Here is a 15,278-nt window from a genome sequence, read left to right as displayed (position 1 = left end):
TCGGGTCCTTGTCGGAAATCAGTGCCAGAAGCGGATCAGAACGGCCAGCAAAGCAATCAGGCCGAGGATCATCGCGAAGGCGTAGTGATAGAGGTAACCGGACTGCATCCGGCGGGTCAGGCGTGCAACCAGGTCGACAACGCGGGCGCTGCCGTTGACCGCCGCACCGTCGATGACGTGCGTGTCGATGGCGCGCGACACCTTGCCCAGACCGAGGCCGCCACCGGCGAAACCGCCGATCCACAGATTGTCGAAGCCGTACTTGGCCTCCAGCACGCGCACCGGCCAGGCGAAGATGCGGCGCGCCTTCGCGGGCAGCTCCGGCTTCCACCAGTACATGACGGTCGCGAGCGCGAAGCCGGCCAGCGTCAACCAGAACGCCGGGGCCTTGAAGCCGTGCAGTGCGTACTTGACCGGACCGTGCCACACCTCGGCGCCTACCTGAGCGACGGTGTCGCGTGCAGCGTTGAGGTCGATGGCGCCGAGGAAGTACGGCAGCTGCGTGTGATGGCCGCCCATGTCGGTGCCGAACAGCATCGGGCCGGCGGTCAGGTAGCCGATCAGCACGGACGGGATCGCCAGCAGGACCAGCGGCACCGTCACCACCAACGGCGACTCGTGCGGCGTGTGCGCGTGGTGGTCGTCATGGCCGTGGCCATGCGCGTCGTTGTGATGGGCACCGTGGCCGTGCTCTTCGGCGAGCGCGGATTCGTGCTCGGTCGAATCGGCCTCGGGCGCGACGTAGTGGTCCGGCACCGGATCGTGGAAGCGTTCCTTGCCGTGGAAGGTCAGGTACAGCAGGCGGAAGCTGTAGAACGCGGTGACGAACGCGCCCAGCAGCACGGCCCAGTAGGCGTAGGTCGCGATCCAATGGTGCGACTGGTGCGCGTGGTGCGCGGCGGCCTCGATGATGGTGTCCTTCGAGTAGAAGCCGCTGAAGAACGGCGTGCCGATCAGGGCCAGCGTGCCGACGAGCATCGTCCAGTACGTGATGGGCATGTACTTCTTCAGGCCGCCCATCCGGCGCATGTCCTGCTCGTGGTGCATGCCGATGATGACCGAACCGGCGCCGAGGAACAGCAGCGCCTTGAAGAAGGCGTGCGTCATCAGGTGGTACACGCCGGCGCTGTACGCCGACACGCCGAGTGCGACAGTCATGTAGCCCAGCTGCGAGAGCGTGGAGTACGCGACGACGCGCTTGATGTCGTTCTGCACGATGCCGATCAGGCCGGTCCAGAACGCCGTGGTCGCACCGATGAACAACACGAACAGCAGCGCGGTCTGCGACAGCTCGAACAGCGGCGACATGCGCGCGACCATGAAGATGCCGGCGGTCACCATCGTCGCGGCGTGGATCAGTGCCGAGATCGGGGTCGGGCCTTCCATCGAATCCGGCAGCCACACGTGCAGCGGAACCTGCGCCGACTTGCCCATCGCACCGATGAACAGGCAGATGCAGATGACCGTCATCAGCGACCAGCCGCCGATCGAATGGAACAGGTTGTCCGCCTGCGCCAGGACCGGCCAGGCATGCTGCAACTGCGCGGCGGCGATGCCCGGCTCGCCCGCACGTGCGAACACAGTGCCGTAGTCCAGCGAGTTGAACGCGTACAGCACGCCGGCGATGCCGAGCAGGAAGCCGAAGTCGCCGACGCGGTTGACCAGGAACGCCTTCAGGTTCGCGAACACCGCGGTCGGGCGCTTGAACCAGAAACCGATCAGCAGGTACGACACCAGGCCCACCGCTTCCCAGCCGAAGAACAGCTGCAGGAAGTTGTTGCTCATCACGAGCATCAACATCGAGAAGGTGAACAGCGAGATGTAGCTGAAGAAGCGCTGGTAACCGTCGTCCTCGGCCATGTAGCCGATGGTGTAGATGTGCACCAGCAGCGAGACGAAGGTGACGACCACCATCATCATCGCGGTCAGCTTGTCGACCATGAAGCCGATGTGGGCCTCGTAGCCGCCGACCTGGAACCAGGTGTAGACGTTCTCGTTGAACGGCGCGGCACCCTGCAGCAGTTGCCACAGCACCTGCATCGACAGGATGCAGCTCGCGGCGACACCAAGGATGGTCACCCAGTGGGCGCCGGCGCGGCCGACCTGGCGGCGGAACAGGCCGGCGATGATGGCGCCCAGCAGCGGCGCCAGCACGATGGCCAGCAGGACGGTCTTGGAGATGGCGTGCTCCACTGCGTCAGCCCTTCATGGTGTCGATTTCGGCGACGTTGATCGTGCGCCGGTTGCGGAACAGCGTGACCAGGATCGCCAGGCCGATGGCGGCCTCGGCGGCGGCCACGGTGAGGATGAAGAACACGAACACCTGGCCGGCCGGATCGGAGAGCTGGCGCGAGAACGCGACGAAGTTGATGTTCACCGCGAGCAGCAGCAGCTCCAGCGACATCAGCAGCATGATCACGTTCTTCCGGTTCAGGAAGATGCCGGCGACGCTGATGCAGAACAGCACTGCGCCGAGGGCGAGATAGTGGCCGAGCGCGAGCCCGGCTCCGAAGAATTCGCTCACGGCTTTCCCTCCTCTGCCGGAACGTCCGCGACCGGCGCGACCGGCTTCACGGCGTCCATCTTGACGATGCGCACACGATCGGCGGCGCGCACGCGCGACTGCGCCGACGGGCTCTGGTGGCGCGCGCCGACGCGGCGGCGCAGCGTCAGCGTGACCGCCGCGATCACGGCGACGGTCAGGATGACCGCGGCCACTTCGAACGGCAGCAGGAACTCGGTGAACAGCGCACGTGCGATCCACTGCGTGTTGCCCCCCGCCGACGGATCGGCCGGGAACGCGGTGGCGACGTTGGCCTTCACGCCGATCAGGGTGAGCATCTCCACGAGCATGATCACCGCGACCACCAGGCCGACCGGCAGGTAGCGCACGTAACCCTCGCGCAGCGGCGCGGTGTCGATGTCCAGCATCATCACCACGAACAGCAGCAGCACCATCACCGCACCGACGTAGACCAGGATCAGGGCCACGCCGAGGAACTCGGCGCCGGCGATGATCCACGTGCACGCGACGGAGAAGAACGTGAGCACCAGCAGCAGCACCGCGTGCACCGGGTTCTTCACGCTGATGACGCCAACCGCGGCGGCCGTGGCCACCGCTGCGAAGACGAAGAAGGCAATCTGGGCGAGATCCATGTTCGTCAGGCCTCAGCGGAAGGGGGCATCGGCGGCGCGGCGCTCGGCGATCTCGGCTTCGAGACGGTCGCCGATCGCCAGCAGCTGCGGCTTGGTGAGGATGTTCTGGCCGCGCTTGTCGAAGTGGTACTCGTGCACGTGCGTCTCGACGATCGAGTCGACCGGGCAGGACTCTTCGCAGAAGCCGCAGAAGATGCACTTGAACAGGTCGATGTCGTAACGCGTGGTGCGGCGCGTGCCGTCCTCGCGCTTGGTCGAGTCGATGGTGATCGCCAGCGCCGGGCACACCGCCTCGCACAGCTTGCAGGCGATGCAGCGCTCTTCGCCGTTAGGATAACGACGCAGCGCGTGCACGCCGCGGAAGCGCGGCGACTGCGGCGTCTTCTCCATCGGGTACATCAGCGTGTACTTCGGCTTGAACAGGTACTTGCCCGTGAGGGCCAGTCCCTGCAGCAGCTCGATGAGCAGCAGGCTCTTGAAGTAGGAAACGATGCGATTCATGCCTGACTGGTCCTTACTTGCCCGGCTCGAAGATGCCGTAGTACGCCATCACCGCCACCACGCAGATCCAGGCGATGGTCAGCGGGATGAACACCTTCCAGCCCAGGCGCATGATCTGGTCGTAGCGGTAACGCGGGAACGAGGCGCGGAACCAGATGAAGCAGCTGGCGAAGAAGGCCACCTTCGCGAACAGCCACCACCAGCCATCGCTCAGCACGGTGCTGATAACCGGCACGTCCGGGATCCACGACGCCGGAATGGGCGACAGCCAGCCGCCGAGGAAGAAGATCGAGGTCAGGAAGCTGATCAGGATCATGTTCGCGTATTCGGCGAGGAAGAACAGCGCGAACGCCGAACCCGAATACTCGACCATGTGGCCGGCCACGATTTCCGACTCGCCTTCCACCACGTCGAACGGCGCGCGGTTGGTCTCGGCCACGCCGGAAATGAAGTAGACGACGAACAGCGGCGCCATCGGCACCCAGAACCACTCGGTAAAGCCGCCGTTGCCCGACTGCGCCATCACGATGTCGGTGAGGTTGAGGCTACCGGCGCCGACCATCACGCCGACCATCGCGAAGCCCATCGCGATTTCGTACGAGACGACCTGCGCGGCGGCGCGCATCGCGCCGAGAAACGCGTACTTCGAGTTCGACGCCCAGCCGGCGAGGATGATGCCGTACACACCCAGCGAGGTCATCGCCAGCAGGTACAGCAGGCCGGCATTGGCGTTGGACAGCACGACCTGCGTGTCGAACGGCACCACCGCCCACGCGGCGAACGCCGGCGCGAGCGCGATCAGCGGCGCGAGCTTGAACAGGAAGTTCTCGGCCTTGGTCGGCTGGATCACTTCCTTGAACAGCAGCTTGAACACGTCGGCGAATGCCTGGAGGATGCCGCGGCCCACGTACATCGGTCCGTGGCGCACGTGCATCCAGCCGATGAGCTTGCGCTCCCAGACCACGTAGAACGCCACGCTGATGATCACGGGCATCGCGATCAGCAGGATCTTCAGCACGATCCAGACGATCGCACCGATCATGCCGAACGACAGGAAGAACTCGCGCAGCGGGTCGACGATCTGCGTGGTGAACAGTCCATTCGTCATGCTCATGCCCTCCCCGCCTGCACGCGGCCCGACATCGGCGCGGTGGCGCCGTGGCCGCTCTCGACCCACACGGTGCCGCGCGCGACCTTGTCGCTCACGACGACCGGCAACGTCGCGGTTCCGGCGGCGGTGTTGAACTTGGCCACCACGCCGTCGGCGAGGCCCAGCGCGGACGCGTCCTGCGGATGCAGCACGGCCTTGGGCTCGACGTTGAGCGGATGCGACTGCAGCGCGGCCGCACGGCGCACCACGGCGTCGCTGCGATAGATCGCGACGCTGGTGGCCACTTCGAGACCGTCGCCGGACAGGTTCGGCGCCTTGCCTGCGGCGACCTGGACCTCGTGCATCTTCATGCCCGCGCGCAGACCCGGCAGGTCGACGAAGTCGAAGCCCTTGGCCTGCAGCTCGCCACCCAGTGCGCGCAGCACGCGCCAGCCTGCGCGCGCCTCGCCCGGCAGCTTGCCACCGGCCACGGTCGCCTGCTGGCGGCCGTCGAGGTTGGTCAGGGTCGCATCGATTTCCGGCAGCAGACCGATCGGCAGGATCACGTCAGCGACGGCGCGGGTCGAACGGCACGCGAAGGTGCTGAACGCCACGACCTGGGCCGGGTTCAGCGCCTTGATCGCGGTCGCGGTGTCGGCGAAGTCCAGGCCCGGCTCGATGCCGTACAGGATGTAGGCCGAACGCGCGTCGGCCAGCATCGCCTGCGCGTCGCGCGCGGTCGGCAGCACGCCGTAGTCGGACAGGCCGACAGCGTTGGCACCCTGCGGGATGCGGTTGAGCGAAGCGCCGGTGGCGACGGCGAAATCCGCGGCGGCCTTGCGGATCGCGGCGGCATGCGCGCCGTTCTCGGCCAGCGCGCCGACGATCACCACGGCGCGGGTACCGGCCTTGGCGATGTCGACCAGCGCCTGATCCGACAGCGCGGCCGCGATCTGCGACGGCGCGACGATGCGCTTGCTGGCGATGTCGAAGGTGAAGTCGAAATCGACCGGGTTGACCACGTGCACCTTCGCGCCGTGGGTCCAGGCCTTGCGCACGCGCTGGTGGACCAGCGGCAGTTCGTGGCGCAGGTTGGAGCCCACGATGACGATGACGTCGGCGTGGTTGATGTCGGCGACCGGCGTGGCGAACGGGGTCGCCGTGGCCGCGTCGCTCAGGTCGTGCTGCGCGATGCGGTGGTCGATGTTGCCGGTGCCCAGCGCTTCGGCCAGGCGGGCCAGCAGCGCGCCCTCCTCATTCGAGGTCGCCGGATGCGCGAGGATGCCGAGGCGGTCCGCGCCGTTGTCGCGCAGGATCTTCGCGGCCTTCGCCAGCGCTTCCTCCCACGAGGCATCACGCCACTCGCCGTTTTCCTTGACCATCGGCGCACTGGCGCGGTCGTCCGCGTACAGGCCCTGGTGCGAGTAGCGGTCGCGGTCCGACAGCCAGCATTCGTTGACCGCTTCGTTGTCGCGCGGCACGGTACGCAGCACTTCGCCGCGGCGCACGTGCAGGAACAGGTTGCTGCCCAGCGCGTCGTGGTAGCCCAGCGATTCGCGCGCGATCAGTTCCCACGGACGCGCCTTGAACTGGAACACCTTGTTGGTCAGCGCACCGACCGGGCACACGTCGATGACGTTGCCGGACAGCTCGGTCGTCAACGGCTTGCCGTCGTACGTGCCGATCTGCAGGTTCTCGCCACGGTACATGCCGCCCAGTTCGTACGTGCCGGCGATTTCCGCGGTGAAGCGGATGCAGCGCGTGCACTGGATGCAGCGGGTCATCTCGGTGGCGACCAGCGGACCGATGTCCTCGTCCGGCACCACGCGCTTGCGCTCGGCGAAACGGCTGACCGAACGCCCGTAGCCCAGCGACAGATCCTGCAGTTCGCACTCGCCGCCCTGATCGCAGATCGGGCAGTCGAGCGGATGGTTGATCAGCAGGAACTCCATCACGTTGCGCTGCGACTTCAGCGCCTTGTCGCTGCGCGTCGAAACGCGCATGCCGTCCATGACCGGCGTGGCGCACGCCGGCGCCGGCTTCGGCATCTTCTCGACTTCGACCAGGCACATGCGGCAGTTCGCCGCGATGGCCAGCTTGTCGTGATAGCAGAAACGCGGGATCGCGATGCCCGCCTTGTCGGCGGCCTGGATGATCATCGAGCCCTTCGGCGCGGCCATCTCGACGCCGTCGATGAAGACGGTGACGTGATCCGGCGGAAGGTTCGGATTGACGGGTTGCGCGCTCATGCAGCCACCTTCTCGACGACGGTGCCGTTGCGCTGGTCGTCCACCAGGAAGCGCTTGTTCACGATCGCGTACTCGAACTCGTCCCAGTAATGGCGCAGGAAGCCCTGCACCGGCCAGGCGGCGGCTTCACCGAAGGCGCAGATGGTGTGCCCTTCGATCTGACCGGCCGCCGCGCGCAGCATCTGCAGGTCGTCCAGCGTGGCCTGCTTCTCGACGATGCGGGTCAGCATGCGGTACATCCAGCCGGTGCCTTCGCGGCACGGCGTGCACTGGCCGCAGCTTTCCTTGAAGTAGAACCGCGCGATGCGCTGGCAGGCGCGCACCATGCAGGCGGTGTCGTCCATCACGATGACCGCGCCCGAACCCAGGCCCGAACCGGCCTTCTGGATCGAGTCGTAATCCATCGTGAGGCCCATCATGGTCTCGCCCGGCAGCACCGGCATCGAGGAACCACCCGGGATGACCGCCTTGATCTTGCGGCCCGGGCGCATGCCGCCGGCCATCTGCAGCAGTTCCGAGAACGAAGTGCCCAGACGGATCTCGTAGTTGCCCGGCTTCGCGACGTGGCCGGAGACCGAGAAGATCTTCGGGCCGCCGTTGTTGGGCTTGCCGAGGTTGAGGAACCACTCCGCGCCGTTGCGGATGATCGCCGGCACCGAGGCGTACGTCTCGGTGTTGTTGATCGTGGTCGGCTTGCCGAACAGGCCGAAGTTGGCCGGGAACGGCGGCTTGTAGCGCGGCTGGCCCTTCTTGCCTTCCAGCGACTCCATCAGCGCGGTTTCCTCACCGCAGATGTAGGCGCCGGCGCCGAGCGCGCCGTAGATGTCGATGTCCACGCCGCTGCCGAGCACGTTCTTGCCCAGCCAGCCGTGCTCGTACGCTTCCTTCAGCGCCTGCTCGAAATGCTCGAACGGCTCGTGGTGGAACTCGCCGCGCAGGTAGTTGTAGGCGACCGTCGAACCGGTGGCGTAGCAGGCGATCGCCATGCCTTCGACCACCGAGTGCGGGTTGTAGCGCAGGATGTCGCGGTCCTTGGCCGTGCCCGGCTCGGACTCGTCCGAGTTGCACAGGATGTACTTCTGGGTGCCGCTGCCCTTGGGCATGAAGCTCCACTTCAGGCCGGTCGGGAAGCCCGCGCCGCCACGGCCGCGCAGGCCGGACGCCTTGACCATGTCGACGATCGCGGCCGGATCCATCTTCTCGCTCAGGATCTTGCGCAGGGCGGCATAACCACCCGTCTTGAGGTAGTTCTCGTACGACCACGGCGTGTCGTAGTGCAACGTCGTGTAGACGACGCTGTGCTCCTGCGGGGCCGGACCGACCGGGCCGTAGCCCTGCGAGTAGTCGTGATGCTCGTGCGCCATGTGGAGGACCGCCTTACTTCAGGCCGTCGAGCAGCTCGTCCACCTTCGTGGCGTCGAGCTTCTCGTGGTAGTGACCGTTGATGACGACGACCGGCGCGCCGCAGCACGCGGCCAGGCACTCTTCCTCGCGCTTGAGGAAAACGCGGCCGTCGGACGTCGACTCGCCCAGCTTGCAACCGAGCTTCTTCTCGGCGTGGCGGACCAGGTCCTCGGCGCCGTTGAGCCAGCAGCTGATGTTGGTGCAGAAGGCGACGTTGTTGCGGCCGACCTGCTCGGTCTCGAACATCGAGTAGAAGCTGGCGACCTCATAGGCCCACACCGGCGGTAGGCCCAGGTACTTGGCCACGGCCGCGATCAGTTCGTCGCTGAGCCAGCCGCCGTTCTGTTCCTGTGCGGCATGCAGGCCCTGCAGCACCGCCGAACGCTTGCGGTCCGGCGGGAACTTGGCCAGCCAGTGGTCGATGTGCGCGCGGGTCTTGTCGGACAACGCGACCAGCGGGTCGACGTGCTGACAGGCCTCGAAATTTCCGGTCGCCTTCATTTGTGCAGATTCCTCAACGGGTCGCCGCGCTTAGCGGTCGACCTCGCCGAACACGAGATCGTAGGTGCCGATCATGGCCACCACGTCGGCCAGCATGTGGCCCTTGACGATGGCGTCCATCGACGAAAGATGCGCGAAGCCCGGCGCGCGAAGCTTGACGCGGAAGGGCTTGTTGGCGCCGTCCGAGACCAGGTAGCAGCCGAACTCGCCCTTGGGCGCTTCCACCGCGGCGTAGGTCTCGCCGGCCGGCACGCAATAGCCTTCCGAGAACAGCTTGAAGTGGTGGATCAGGGCTTCCATGTCGTCCTTCATGTCCTCGCGGCTGGGCGGCGCGACCTTGAAGTTGTCGACGATGACCGGGCCCGGATTGGCCTTCAGCCACTTCACGCACTGCTTGATGATGCGGTTGGACTGGCGCATCTCCTCGACGCGCACCAGGTAGCGGTCGTAGCAGTCGCCGTTGACGCCCACCGGGATGTCGAAGTCGACTTCGGCGTACTTGGCGTACGGCTGGTTCTTGCGCAGGTCCCAGGCGATGCCGGAGCCGCGGATCATCGCGCCGGTCATGCCCCACGCGAGCGCCTGCTCGGGCGAGACCACGCCGATGCCGACCGTGCGCTGCTTCCAGATGCGGTTGTCGGTGAGCAGCGTCTCGTATTCGTCGACGCGCTTGGGGAAGTCGTCCGTGAACGCTTCCAGGTAGTCCAGCAGCGAACCTTCGCGCCACTCGTTGAAGCGCTTGAGCTTGCCGCCCTTGCGCCACGGCGATTCCTTGTACTTGGGCATGCGATCGGGAAGATCGCGGTACACGCCGCCGGGGCGGTAGTACGTCGCGTGCATGCGCGCGCCGGAGACCGCCTCGTAGCAGTCCATCAGCTCTTCGCGCTCGCGGAACGCGTACAGGAACACCGCCATCGCGCCAAGGTCGAGGGCGTTCGAACCGATCCACATCAGGTGGTTCAGGATGCGGGTGATCTCGTCGAACATCGTGCGGATGTACTGCGCACGCTCCGGCGCCTCGATGCCCATCAGGGTCTCGATCGCGCGCACGTAGGCGTGCTCGTTGCACATCATCGACACGTAGTCCAGGCGATCCATGTAGCCGATCGACTGGTTGAACGGCTTGGACTCGGCCAGCTTCTCGGTGCCACGGTGCAGCAGGCCGACGTGCGGGTCGGCGCGATGCACGACCTCGCCGTCCATCTCGAGGATCAGGCGCAGCACACCGTGCGCGGCCGGGTGCTGCGGGCCGAAGTTCAGCGTGTAGTTGCGGATCTCGGCGCCGCTGCCGAGGCCCGACGTGTTGGACTTGCCGTTGGAAAGCTGGGCGCTCACTTCTTCACCTCGGCGCGCTGCGCGGCCTCGCCCTGCGCGGTCTCGTAACGGGCGTCGTCGCGGATCACGCGCGGCACGCCCACGCGCGGTTCGATCGACACGGGCTGGTACACCACGCGCTTCTTGTCGGCGTCGTAGCGCACTTCGACGTTGCCGATCAGCGGGAAGTCCTTTCGGAACGGATGGCCGACGAAACCGTAGTCGGTCAGGATGCGGCGCAGGTCCGGATGGCCTTCGAAGACGATGCCGTACAGGTCGAACGCCTCGCGCTCGAACCAGTTCAAGCCCGGCCACACCGAGGTCAGCGAATCGACCACGGGCAGATCGTCGTTGTCGGCGAAGGTGCGCAGGCGCACGCGACGGTTGTGCTGGCACGACAGCAGGTGCGCGACCGCGGCGAAGCGGCGCTCCGGTGCGGCGGCCGCGCCGTTGGGCTGCTCGCCCCACACGAAACGACCGGCGCTCTTGCCTTCCACGCCGCGCGAGAAGCCTTCCGAGGACACGTCGGTGTCCCACTCGTCGCTGCCGTAGCTGAGGTAATCGACGCCGCTGACGTCGACCGCCTGCTCGAAACCGAACTCGTCGCGCAGGGCGATCGCGGTGGCGAGCCACTGCGACGCGGCGACGTCGACGGTGATCTCGCCGCGCGGCTGTGCGACGACGACCATCGCCTCGGCGAAACGCGCGCCCAGGCGATCGGCGAACGCTTGTGCGGTCTCTGCCATGTCAGCGCACGCCCTGCTTGTTGTCGCCGAAATTGGTGCCGCGACGGATCTTCTTCTGCAGCTGCAGGATGCCGTAGACCAGTGCTTCGGCGGTCGGCGGGCAGCCCGGGACGTAGACGTCGACCGGCACGATGCGATCGCAACCGCGCACCACCGAGTACGAATAGTGGTAGTAGCCGCCGCCGTTGGCGCAGCTGCCCATCGAGATGACCCACTTCGGATCGGGCATCTGGTCGTAGACCTTGCGCAGCGCCGGAGCCATCTTGTTGACCAGCGTGCCGGCCACGATCATCACGTCGGACTGGCGCGGCGACGGGCGGAACACCACGCCGTAGCGGTCCAGGTCCAGGCGCGCTGCACCGGCGTGCATCATCTCGACCGCGCAGCACGCCAGACCGAAGGTCATCGGCCACATCGAGCCAGTACGCGCCCAGTTCCACAGCGCATCCATGCTGGTGGTGACGAAGCCGTTCTGCAGCAGCGGGTTGTCGCCCTCGGGGCGAAGGATGTCATCCAGCTGCCCTTCCGGCAGCGGGTTGTGCATCAACTCAGAGACACTCTGGATCACTCCCATTCGAGTGCTCCCTTCTTCCAGACGTAGACGAAGCCGAGCAGCAACATGCCGGCGAAGATGCCCATTTCGATGAGGCCGACCGGACCGAGTTCTCGGAACACGGTAGCCCAGGGCACGATGAAGATGATTTCCAGGTCAAAGATGATGAACTGGATGGCGATGAGGTAATAGCGCACGTCGAACTGCATGCGCGCGTCCTCGAACGCTTCGAAGCCGCACTCGTAGGGTGCGAGTTTTTCGAGGGTCGGGCGCTGGGGGCCGAGCACCTTGCCCACCACCAGCAGGGCGACGCCGATACCTCCGGCGACGATCAGGAACAGCAGGGTCGGCAGGTATTCGGCCAGCACTCGTTGTTCTCTCGCTTCGTTTAGCTCGGTCGCCCTGTGGCGATCTGGCTCGGCGGTAGCCGCCTGGGTCATCCCCGCGCGAGAGTCGGCCCGCCGTGCGTGCCGCACCTCGGTCGGTGGTGCTAGGTGTTGCAGGTCTTCGAGTTGTTACGGTGTGGTGCCCAAGGGGGGACTCGAACCCCCACGACTTACGTCGCTACCACCTCAAGGTAGTGCGTCTACCAATTCCGCCACCTGGGCAATCAAACCAAGTTGTGTCGTCCTGACTCGACCGTGCCATTGCAGGCTGCGGTCGCTTCCGGCCATCGCTGACCGTACCCGGCCTTCCGTGCCGGGCCGATGAAAACAAATGTTACCGCGTTGCCTCAGCCGCCCGCAGGGGGCTGGGGCTTTGCCGACTCAGGCGACTGCGTCGCGGCCGGGGCCTGCTGTGCCGGCGCTGCCGGTACTTCGACCTGCGGAGCGGGCGTTGCCGGCGCCTGCGGCACCGTGGCCGCAGGAGCGGTCGGCACGGCCGGGGCAGTACCGCCCTGCGCCGGAACCGCGGGCGCTTCGGACATCATGCCGCCGGCAGCCTGCGTCGGAGCCGCATCGCCACCCGCCTTGCGCGTCGCGTACCAGGCCATGCCCATGCTGATCACGAAGAACGAGATCGCCAGCCACTTCGTGGCCTTGGACAGGAAGTTCGCCGAACCCCGCGCGCCGAAGACCGTCGCCGAGGCGCCGCCGCCGAAGCCGGAACCGGCCTGCGCACCCGCGCCGCGCTGCATCAGGATCAGCGCGATCATCGCGATTGCGATCAGCACGTAGATGACGTTGAGGATCAACAGCATCGTTGGATTCTGCTATTCGTCTCGAGAACGACGTCCGGCGGACAGGTCCGCGTTTCGTCAGGGCGCCGCCGCAACCGCGATGGCGTGGAAATCGTCGGCGACCAGCGAGGCGCCTCCGACCAGGCCGCCATCGACGTCCGGCTGCGCGAACAGCGCGGCGGCATTGTCGGCCTTCACGCTACCTCCGTACAGGATCGGCAGCGAGCCAGCGATTCTAGCATCGCGCGCAGAGATTTCGCTACGGATGAATGCGTGGACCTCCTGCGCCTGTTCCGGCGTGGCGGTCTTGCCGGTACCAATGGCCCAGACCGGCTCGTAAGCCACGATCGCACCGTCCAGCGCGTCCTTGCCGCCCAGGTCGAACACCGGCTCCAACTGTTCCTGGATGCGGAACTCGGTCTGGCCGTTCTCACGCTCGCCCAGGGTTTCACCGACGCACAGGATCGGCACCAGTCCGGCCGCCTTGCACGCGAGGAACTTTCGCGCGACCAGCTCGCTGGTCTCGCCGTGGTACTGGCGTCGCTCGGAGTGGCCGACAAGACCGTAGACCGCACCGACGTCCTTGAGCATCGCGGCGGACACTTCGCCGGTGTACGCGCCCTTCTGGTTCCTGCTCACATCCTGCGCGCCGAACTTCAGGCCGCGGTCGCCGTAGCGGGAGATCAGCTCCGCGAGGTACGGCAGCGGCGGCAGGATCAGGCATTCGACCGACGACGGCAGGTCGCGCGCGACGAGTGCGTCGAGCAGCTCCTGGGCGAAGCGGCGATCGCCATGCAGCTTCCAGTTTCCGGCAACGATTCTGCGGCGCATGGCCACTCCTTAGCGTGTTCGGTGCAACGTGTTCGGGTGCGATGCCGGCGACCGGGGCCGCGAGCGGCGGCAAGTTTACTCCACGTCGGCGAGAATCCGATCCGATGACCGCATCGACGTCGCAAAACCGGCCGCTCCTGCAAGGCTTCCCGCCCGTCGCGGCGCACGATGCGCGCGTACTCGTGCTGGGCAGCATGCCGGGCGCGGCCTCGTTGCAGGCGCAGCGCTACTACGCGCACCCGCATAACCGCTTCTGGCCGATCATGGGCGAACTGGTCGGCGCCGCACCCACCCTGCCCTACGAGGATCGATTGCAGCGACTCCTCGATGCAGGAATCGCGCTGTGGGACGTGCTCGATCGTTGCGAGCGCGAAGGCAGCCTGGATTCGGCGATCCGCGACGACACCGCACAGGCCAACGATTTCACCGCGTTTTTCGCGCAGCACCGCGACGTGCGCACGGTGCTGTTCAACGGCGCGAAGGCGGAAGCCGCGTATGCGCGCTTCGCGCCGTCGCTGGCCGGGTTCGGCGCGATTTCGCGGCGCTTGCCTTCGACCAGCCCGGCCAACGCTTCGATACCGCCGGCGGCCAAGCTCGCCGCCTGGCGCGAGGCGTTGCAGGCGGCGGGAATCGACGTGCGCTGAAGGCTTACTTCAGCTTGATCTCGCGCAGGCGCTCTTCCAGGTAGCCGTGCGCGGTGATGGGTTCCGGATAGCGGCTCGGGTTGTCCGGAGTGATGCACGAAGGCAGCACGTCGATCAGGAAGTCCGGATTCGGATGCAGGAAGAACGGCGTGGAGTAACGCGGCTGGCGCGCCTTCTCGCCCGGCGGGTTGACCACGCGGTGCGTGGTCGACGGGTACACGTGGTTGGTCAGGCGCTGCAGCATGTCGCCGATGTTGACCACGATGGTGTCGGCGTCGGCGGTGAACGGCACCCACTCGCCCTTGCGCGACAGCACTTCCAGGCCTTCCGCGCTGGCACCGACCAGCAAGGTGATCAGGTTGATGTCTTCATGCGCGCCGGCGCGCACGTTGGGGATGTCGTCGGCGGTGATCGGCGGATAGTGGATCGGACGCAGGATCGAATTGCCCGAATTGGTCTTGTCGGCGAAGTAGTTCTCCGGCAGGCCGATGTGCAGCGCCAGCGCGCTGAGCACGCGCGAACCCAGCTGGTCCAGCGATTCGTACAGGCCGTAGGCCTGGTCGCGGAAGCCCGGGATGTCTGCGTCCGGCCACAGGTTGGCCGGCATCACCTCGGCGTACTTCGAGTCGCGCGGGATCTCGCGGCCGACGTGCCAGAACTCCTTCAGGTCGTAGTGCTTGGAGTCCTTGGCGGTCTCCACGCCGAACGGCGTGTAGCCGCGCGCGCCGCCGCTGCCGGCCACGTGGTAGCGGGCCTTGGCCTGGTCCGGCAGCGCGAAGAAGCGCTTGAACACGTCGTAGGAGGCGTCGATCTGTTCGGTCGGGATGCCGTGGCCGCGGATGCCCGCAAAGCCCCATTCACGATAGGCCGCCCCGAGTTCAGCCACGAACGCCTCGCGGTCGCCGGGGGCGGCCGGATCGGTGAAGCGGCGGATGTCGAGGGTCGGGATTCGGTTCACGGGACGGACCTGCGGAAAGGATGGAAAGGCGGGCCGCACATGATACGCCGCCCCGCCCGGCTGAAACGGCGGTTCAGGCTGGCCACCCCAGGCCGCGTCAGCACGGGATTGTTACGAGATAATGTCGCCCCCTTTGCATTGCTTGGCCTGC

Annotated in this window: 16 protein-coding genes and 1 tRNA gene; 1 reads left to right on the top strand and 16 read right to left on the bottom strand. The window is 66.5% G+C overall.

The annotated features are described in order from the left end of the window. Positions 1–18: 18 nt before the first annotated feature. The 15 genes from nuoL to tpiA form a co-directional block, all read right to left on the bottom strand. Complete coding sequence (nuoL, locus tag FOF45_RS13480; protein WP_158985684.1) at positions 19–2,193, bottom strand: NADH-quinone oxidoreductase subunit L; 2,175 nt, start codon at positions 2,191–2,193, stop codon at positions 19–21. Between the two features lie 4 nt (positions 2,194–2,197). After that, the gene (gene nuoK / locus FOF45_RS13475) at positions 2,198–2,524 is read right to left on the bottom strand and encodes an NADH-quinone oxidoreductase subunit NuoK (protein WP_158985682.1); all 327 of its coding nucleotides are present in this window, start codon (positions 2,522–2,524) and stop codon (positions 2,198–2,200) included. After that, positions 2,521–3,156: an NADH-quinone oxidoreductase subunit J gene (locus FOF45_RS13470; protein WP_158985680.1), complete on the bottom strand. Its 636-nt coding sequence runs from the start codon at positions 3,154–3,156 to the stop codon at positions 2,521–2,523. Before FOF45_RS13470 ends, nuoK begins: the two co-directional genes overlap by 4 nt. Positions 3,157–3,168: 12 nt before the next feature. After that, positions 3,169–3,657, bottom strand: coding sequence for an NADH-quinone oxidoreductase subunit NuoI (nuoI, locus tag FOF45_RS13465; RefSeq protein ID WP_158985678.1), 489 nt, complete (start codon positions 3,655–3,657; stop codon positions 3,169–3,171). 13 nt (positions 3,658–3,670) lie between these two features. Then, on the bottom strand, positions 3,671–4,765 hold the full coding sequence (nuoH, locus tag FOF45_RS13460) for an NADH-quinone oxidoreductase subunit NuoH (RefSeq protein ID WP_158987515.1): 1,095 nt from the start codon (positions 4,763–4,765) through the stop codon (positions 3,671–3,673). A 2-nt stretch (positions 4,766–4,767) separates the two neighbouring features. Further along, positions 4,768–6,996, bottom strand: coding sequence for an NADH-quinone oxidoreductase subunit NuoG (nuoG, locus tag FOF45_RS13455; protein WP_158985676.1), 2,229 nt, complete (start codon positions 6,994–6,996; stop codon positions 4,768–4,770). Beyond that, positions 6,993–8,360, bottom strand: a complete 1,368-nt coding sequence (gene nuoF, locus FOF45_RS13450) for an NADH-quinone oxidoreductase subunit NuoF (protein ID WP_158985674.1) — start codon at positions 8,358–8,360, stop codon at positions 6,993–6,995. Before nuoF ends, nuoG begins: the two co-directional genes overlap by 4 nt. Before the next feature lie 13 nt (positions 8,361–8,373). After that, complete coding sequence (nuoE, locus tag FOF45_RS13445) at positions 8,374–8,901, bottom strand: NADH-quinone oxidoreductase subunit NuoE (protein ID WP_158985672.1); 528 nt, start codon at positions 8,899–8,901, stop codon at positions 8,374–8,376. Between the two features lie 30 nt (positions 8,902–8,931). Next, positions 8,932–10,236, bottom strand: coding sequence for an NADH-quinone oxidoreductase subunit D (locus FOF45_RS13440; protein WP_158985670.1), 1,305 nt, complete (start codon positions 10,234–10,236; stop codon positions 8,932–8,934). Then, positions 10,233–10,961: an NADH-quinone oxidoreductase subunit C gene (locus FOF45_RS13435; RefSeq protein WP_158985668.1), complete on the bottom strand. Its 729-nt coding sequence runs from the start codon at positions 10,959–10,961 to the stop codon at positions 10,233–10,235. Before FOF45_RS13435 ends, FOF45_RS13440 begins: the two co-directional genes overlap by 4 nt. A gap of 1 nt (position 10,962) precedes the next feature. Beyond that, positions 10,963–11,535 carry a NuoB/complex I 20 kDa subunit family protein gene (locus FOF45_RS13430; RefSeq protein ID WP_158985666.1) on the bottom strand — a complete coding sequence of 191 codons (573 nt, stop codon included), beginning with the start codon at positions 11,533–11,535 and terminating at the stop codon, positions 10,963–10,965. Further along, positions 11,526–11,882, bottom strand: coding sequence for an NADH-quinone oxidoreductase subunit A (locus FOF45_RS13425; protein ID WP_158987513.1), 357 nt, complete (start codon positions 11,880–11,882; stop codon positions 11,526–11,528). Before FOF45_RS13425 ends, FOF45_RS13430 begins: the two co-directional genes overlap by 10 nt. A 155-nt stretch (positions 11,883–12,037) precedes the next feature. After that, positions 12,038–12,122 (bottom strand) — tRNA-Leu (locus tag FOF45_RS13420). A gap of 125 nt (positions 12,123–12,247) precedes the next feature. Then, on the bottom strand, positions 12,248–12,715 hold the full coding sequence (gene secG / locus FOF45_RS13415; RefSeq protein WP_158985664.1) for a preprotein translocase subunit SecG: 468 nt from the start codon (positions 12,713–12,715) through the stop codon (positions 12,248–12,250). A gap of 57 nt (positions 12,716–12,772) precedes the next feature. After that, positions 12,773–13,525 (bottom strand): triose-phosphate isomerase, encoded by a 753-nt coding sequence (gene tpiA, locus FOF45_RS13410; RefSeq protein WP_158985662.1) that lies wholly within the window; start codon positions 13,523–13,525, stop codon positions 12,773–12,775. Positions 13,526–13,629: 104 nt separating this feature from the next. On the opposite strand from tpiA, the gene FOF45_RS13405 reads away from it, so the two are divergent. Next, positions 13,630–14,169, top strand: coding sequence for a DNA-deoxyinosine glycosylase (locus FOF45_RS13405; RefSeq protein WP_158985660.1), 540 nt, complete (start codon positions 13,630–13,632; stop codon positions 14,167–14,169). A 4-nt stretch (positions 14,170–14,173) separates the two neighbouring features. On the opposite strand, the gene FOF45_RS13400 is transcribed toward FOF45_RS13405, so the two are convergent. Then, complete coding sequence (locus tag FOF45_RS13400) at positions 14,174–15,127, bottom strand: isopenicillin N synthase family dioxygenase (protein ID WP_158985659.1); 954 nt, start codon at positions 15,125–15,127, stop codon at positions 14,174–14,176. Positions 15,128–15,278: the final 151 nt, after the last annotated feature.

This window comes from Lysobacter panacisoli, assembly GCF_009765165.1.
GTDB lineage: Bacteria > Pseudomonadota > Gammaproteobacteria > Xanthomonadales > Xanthomonadaceae > Lysobacter_J > Lysobacter_J panacisoli.
Note: the sequence above shows the minus strand (reverse complement) of the source record. Positions and strands in the feature narration are given on the sequence as shown.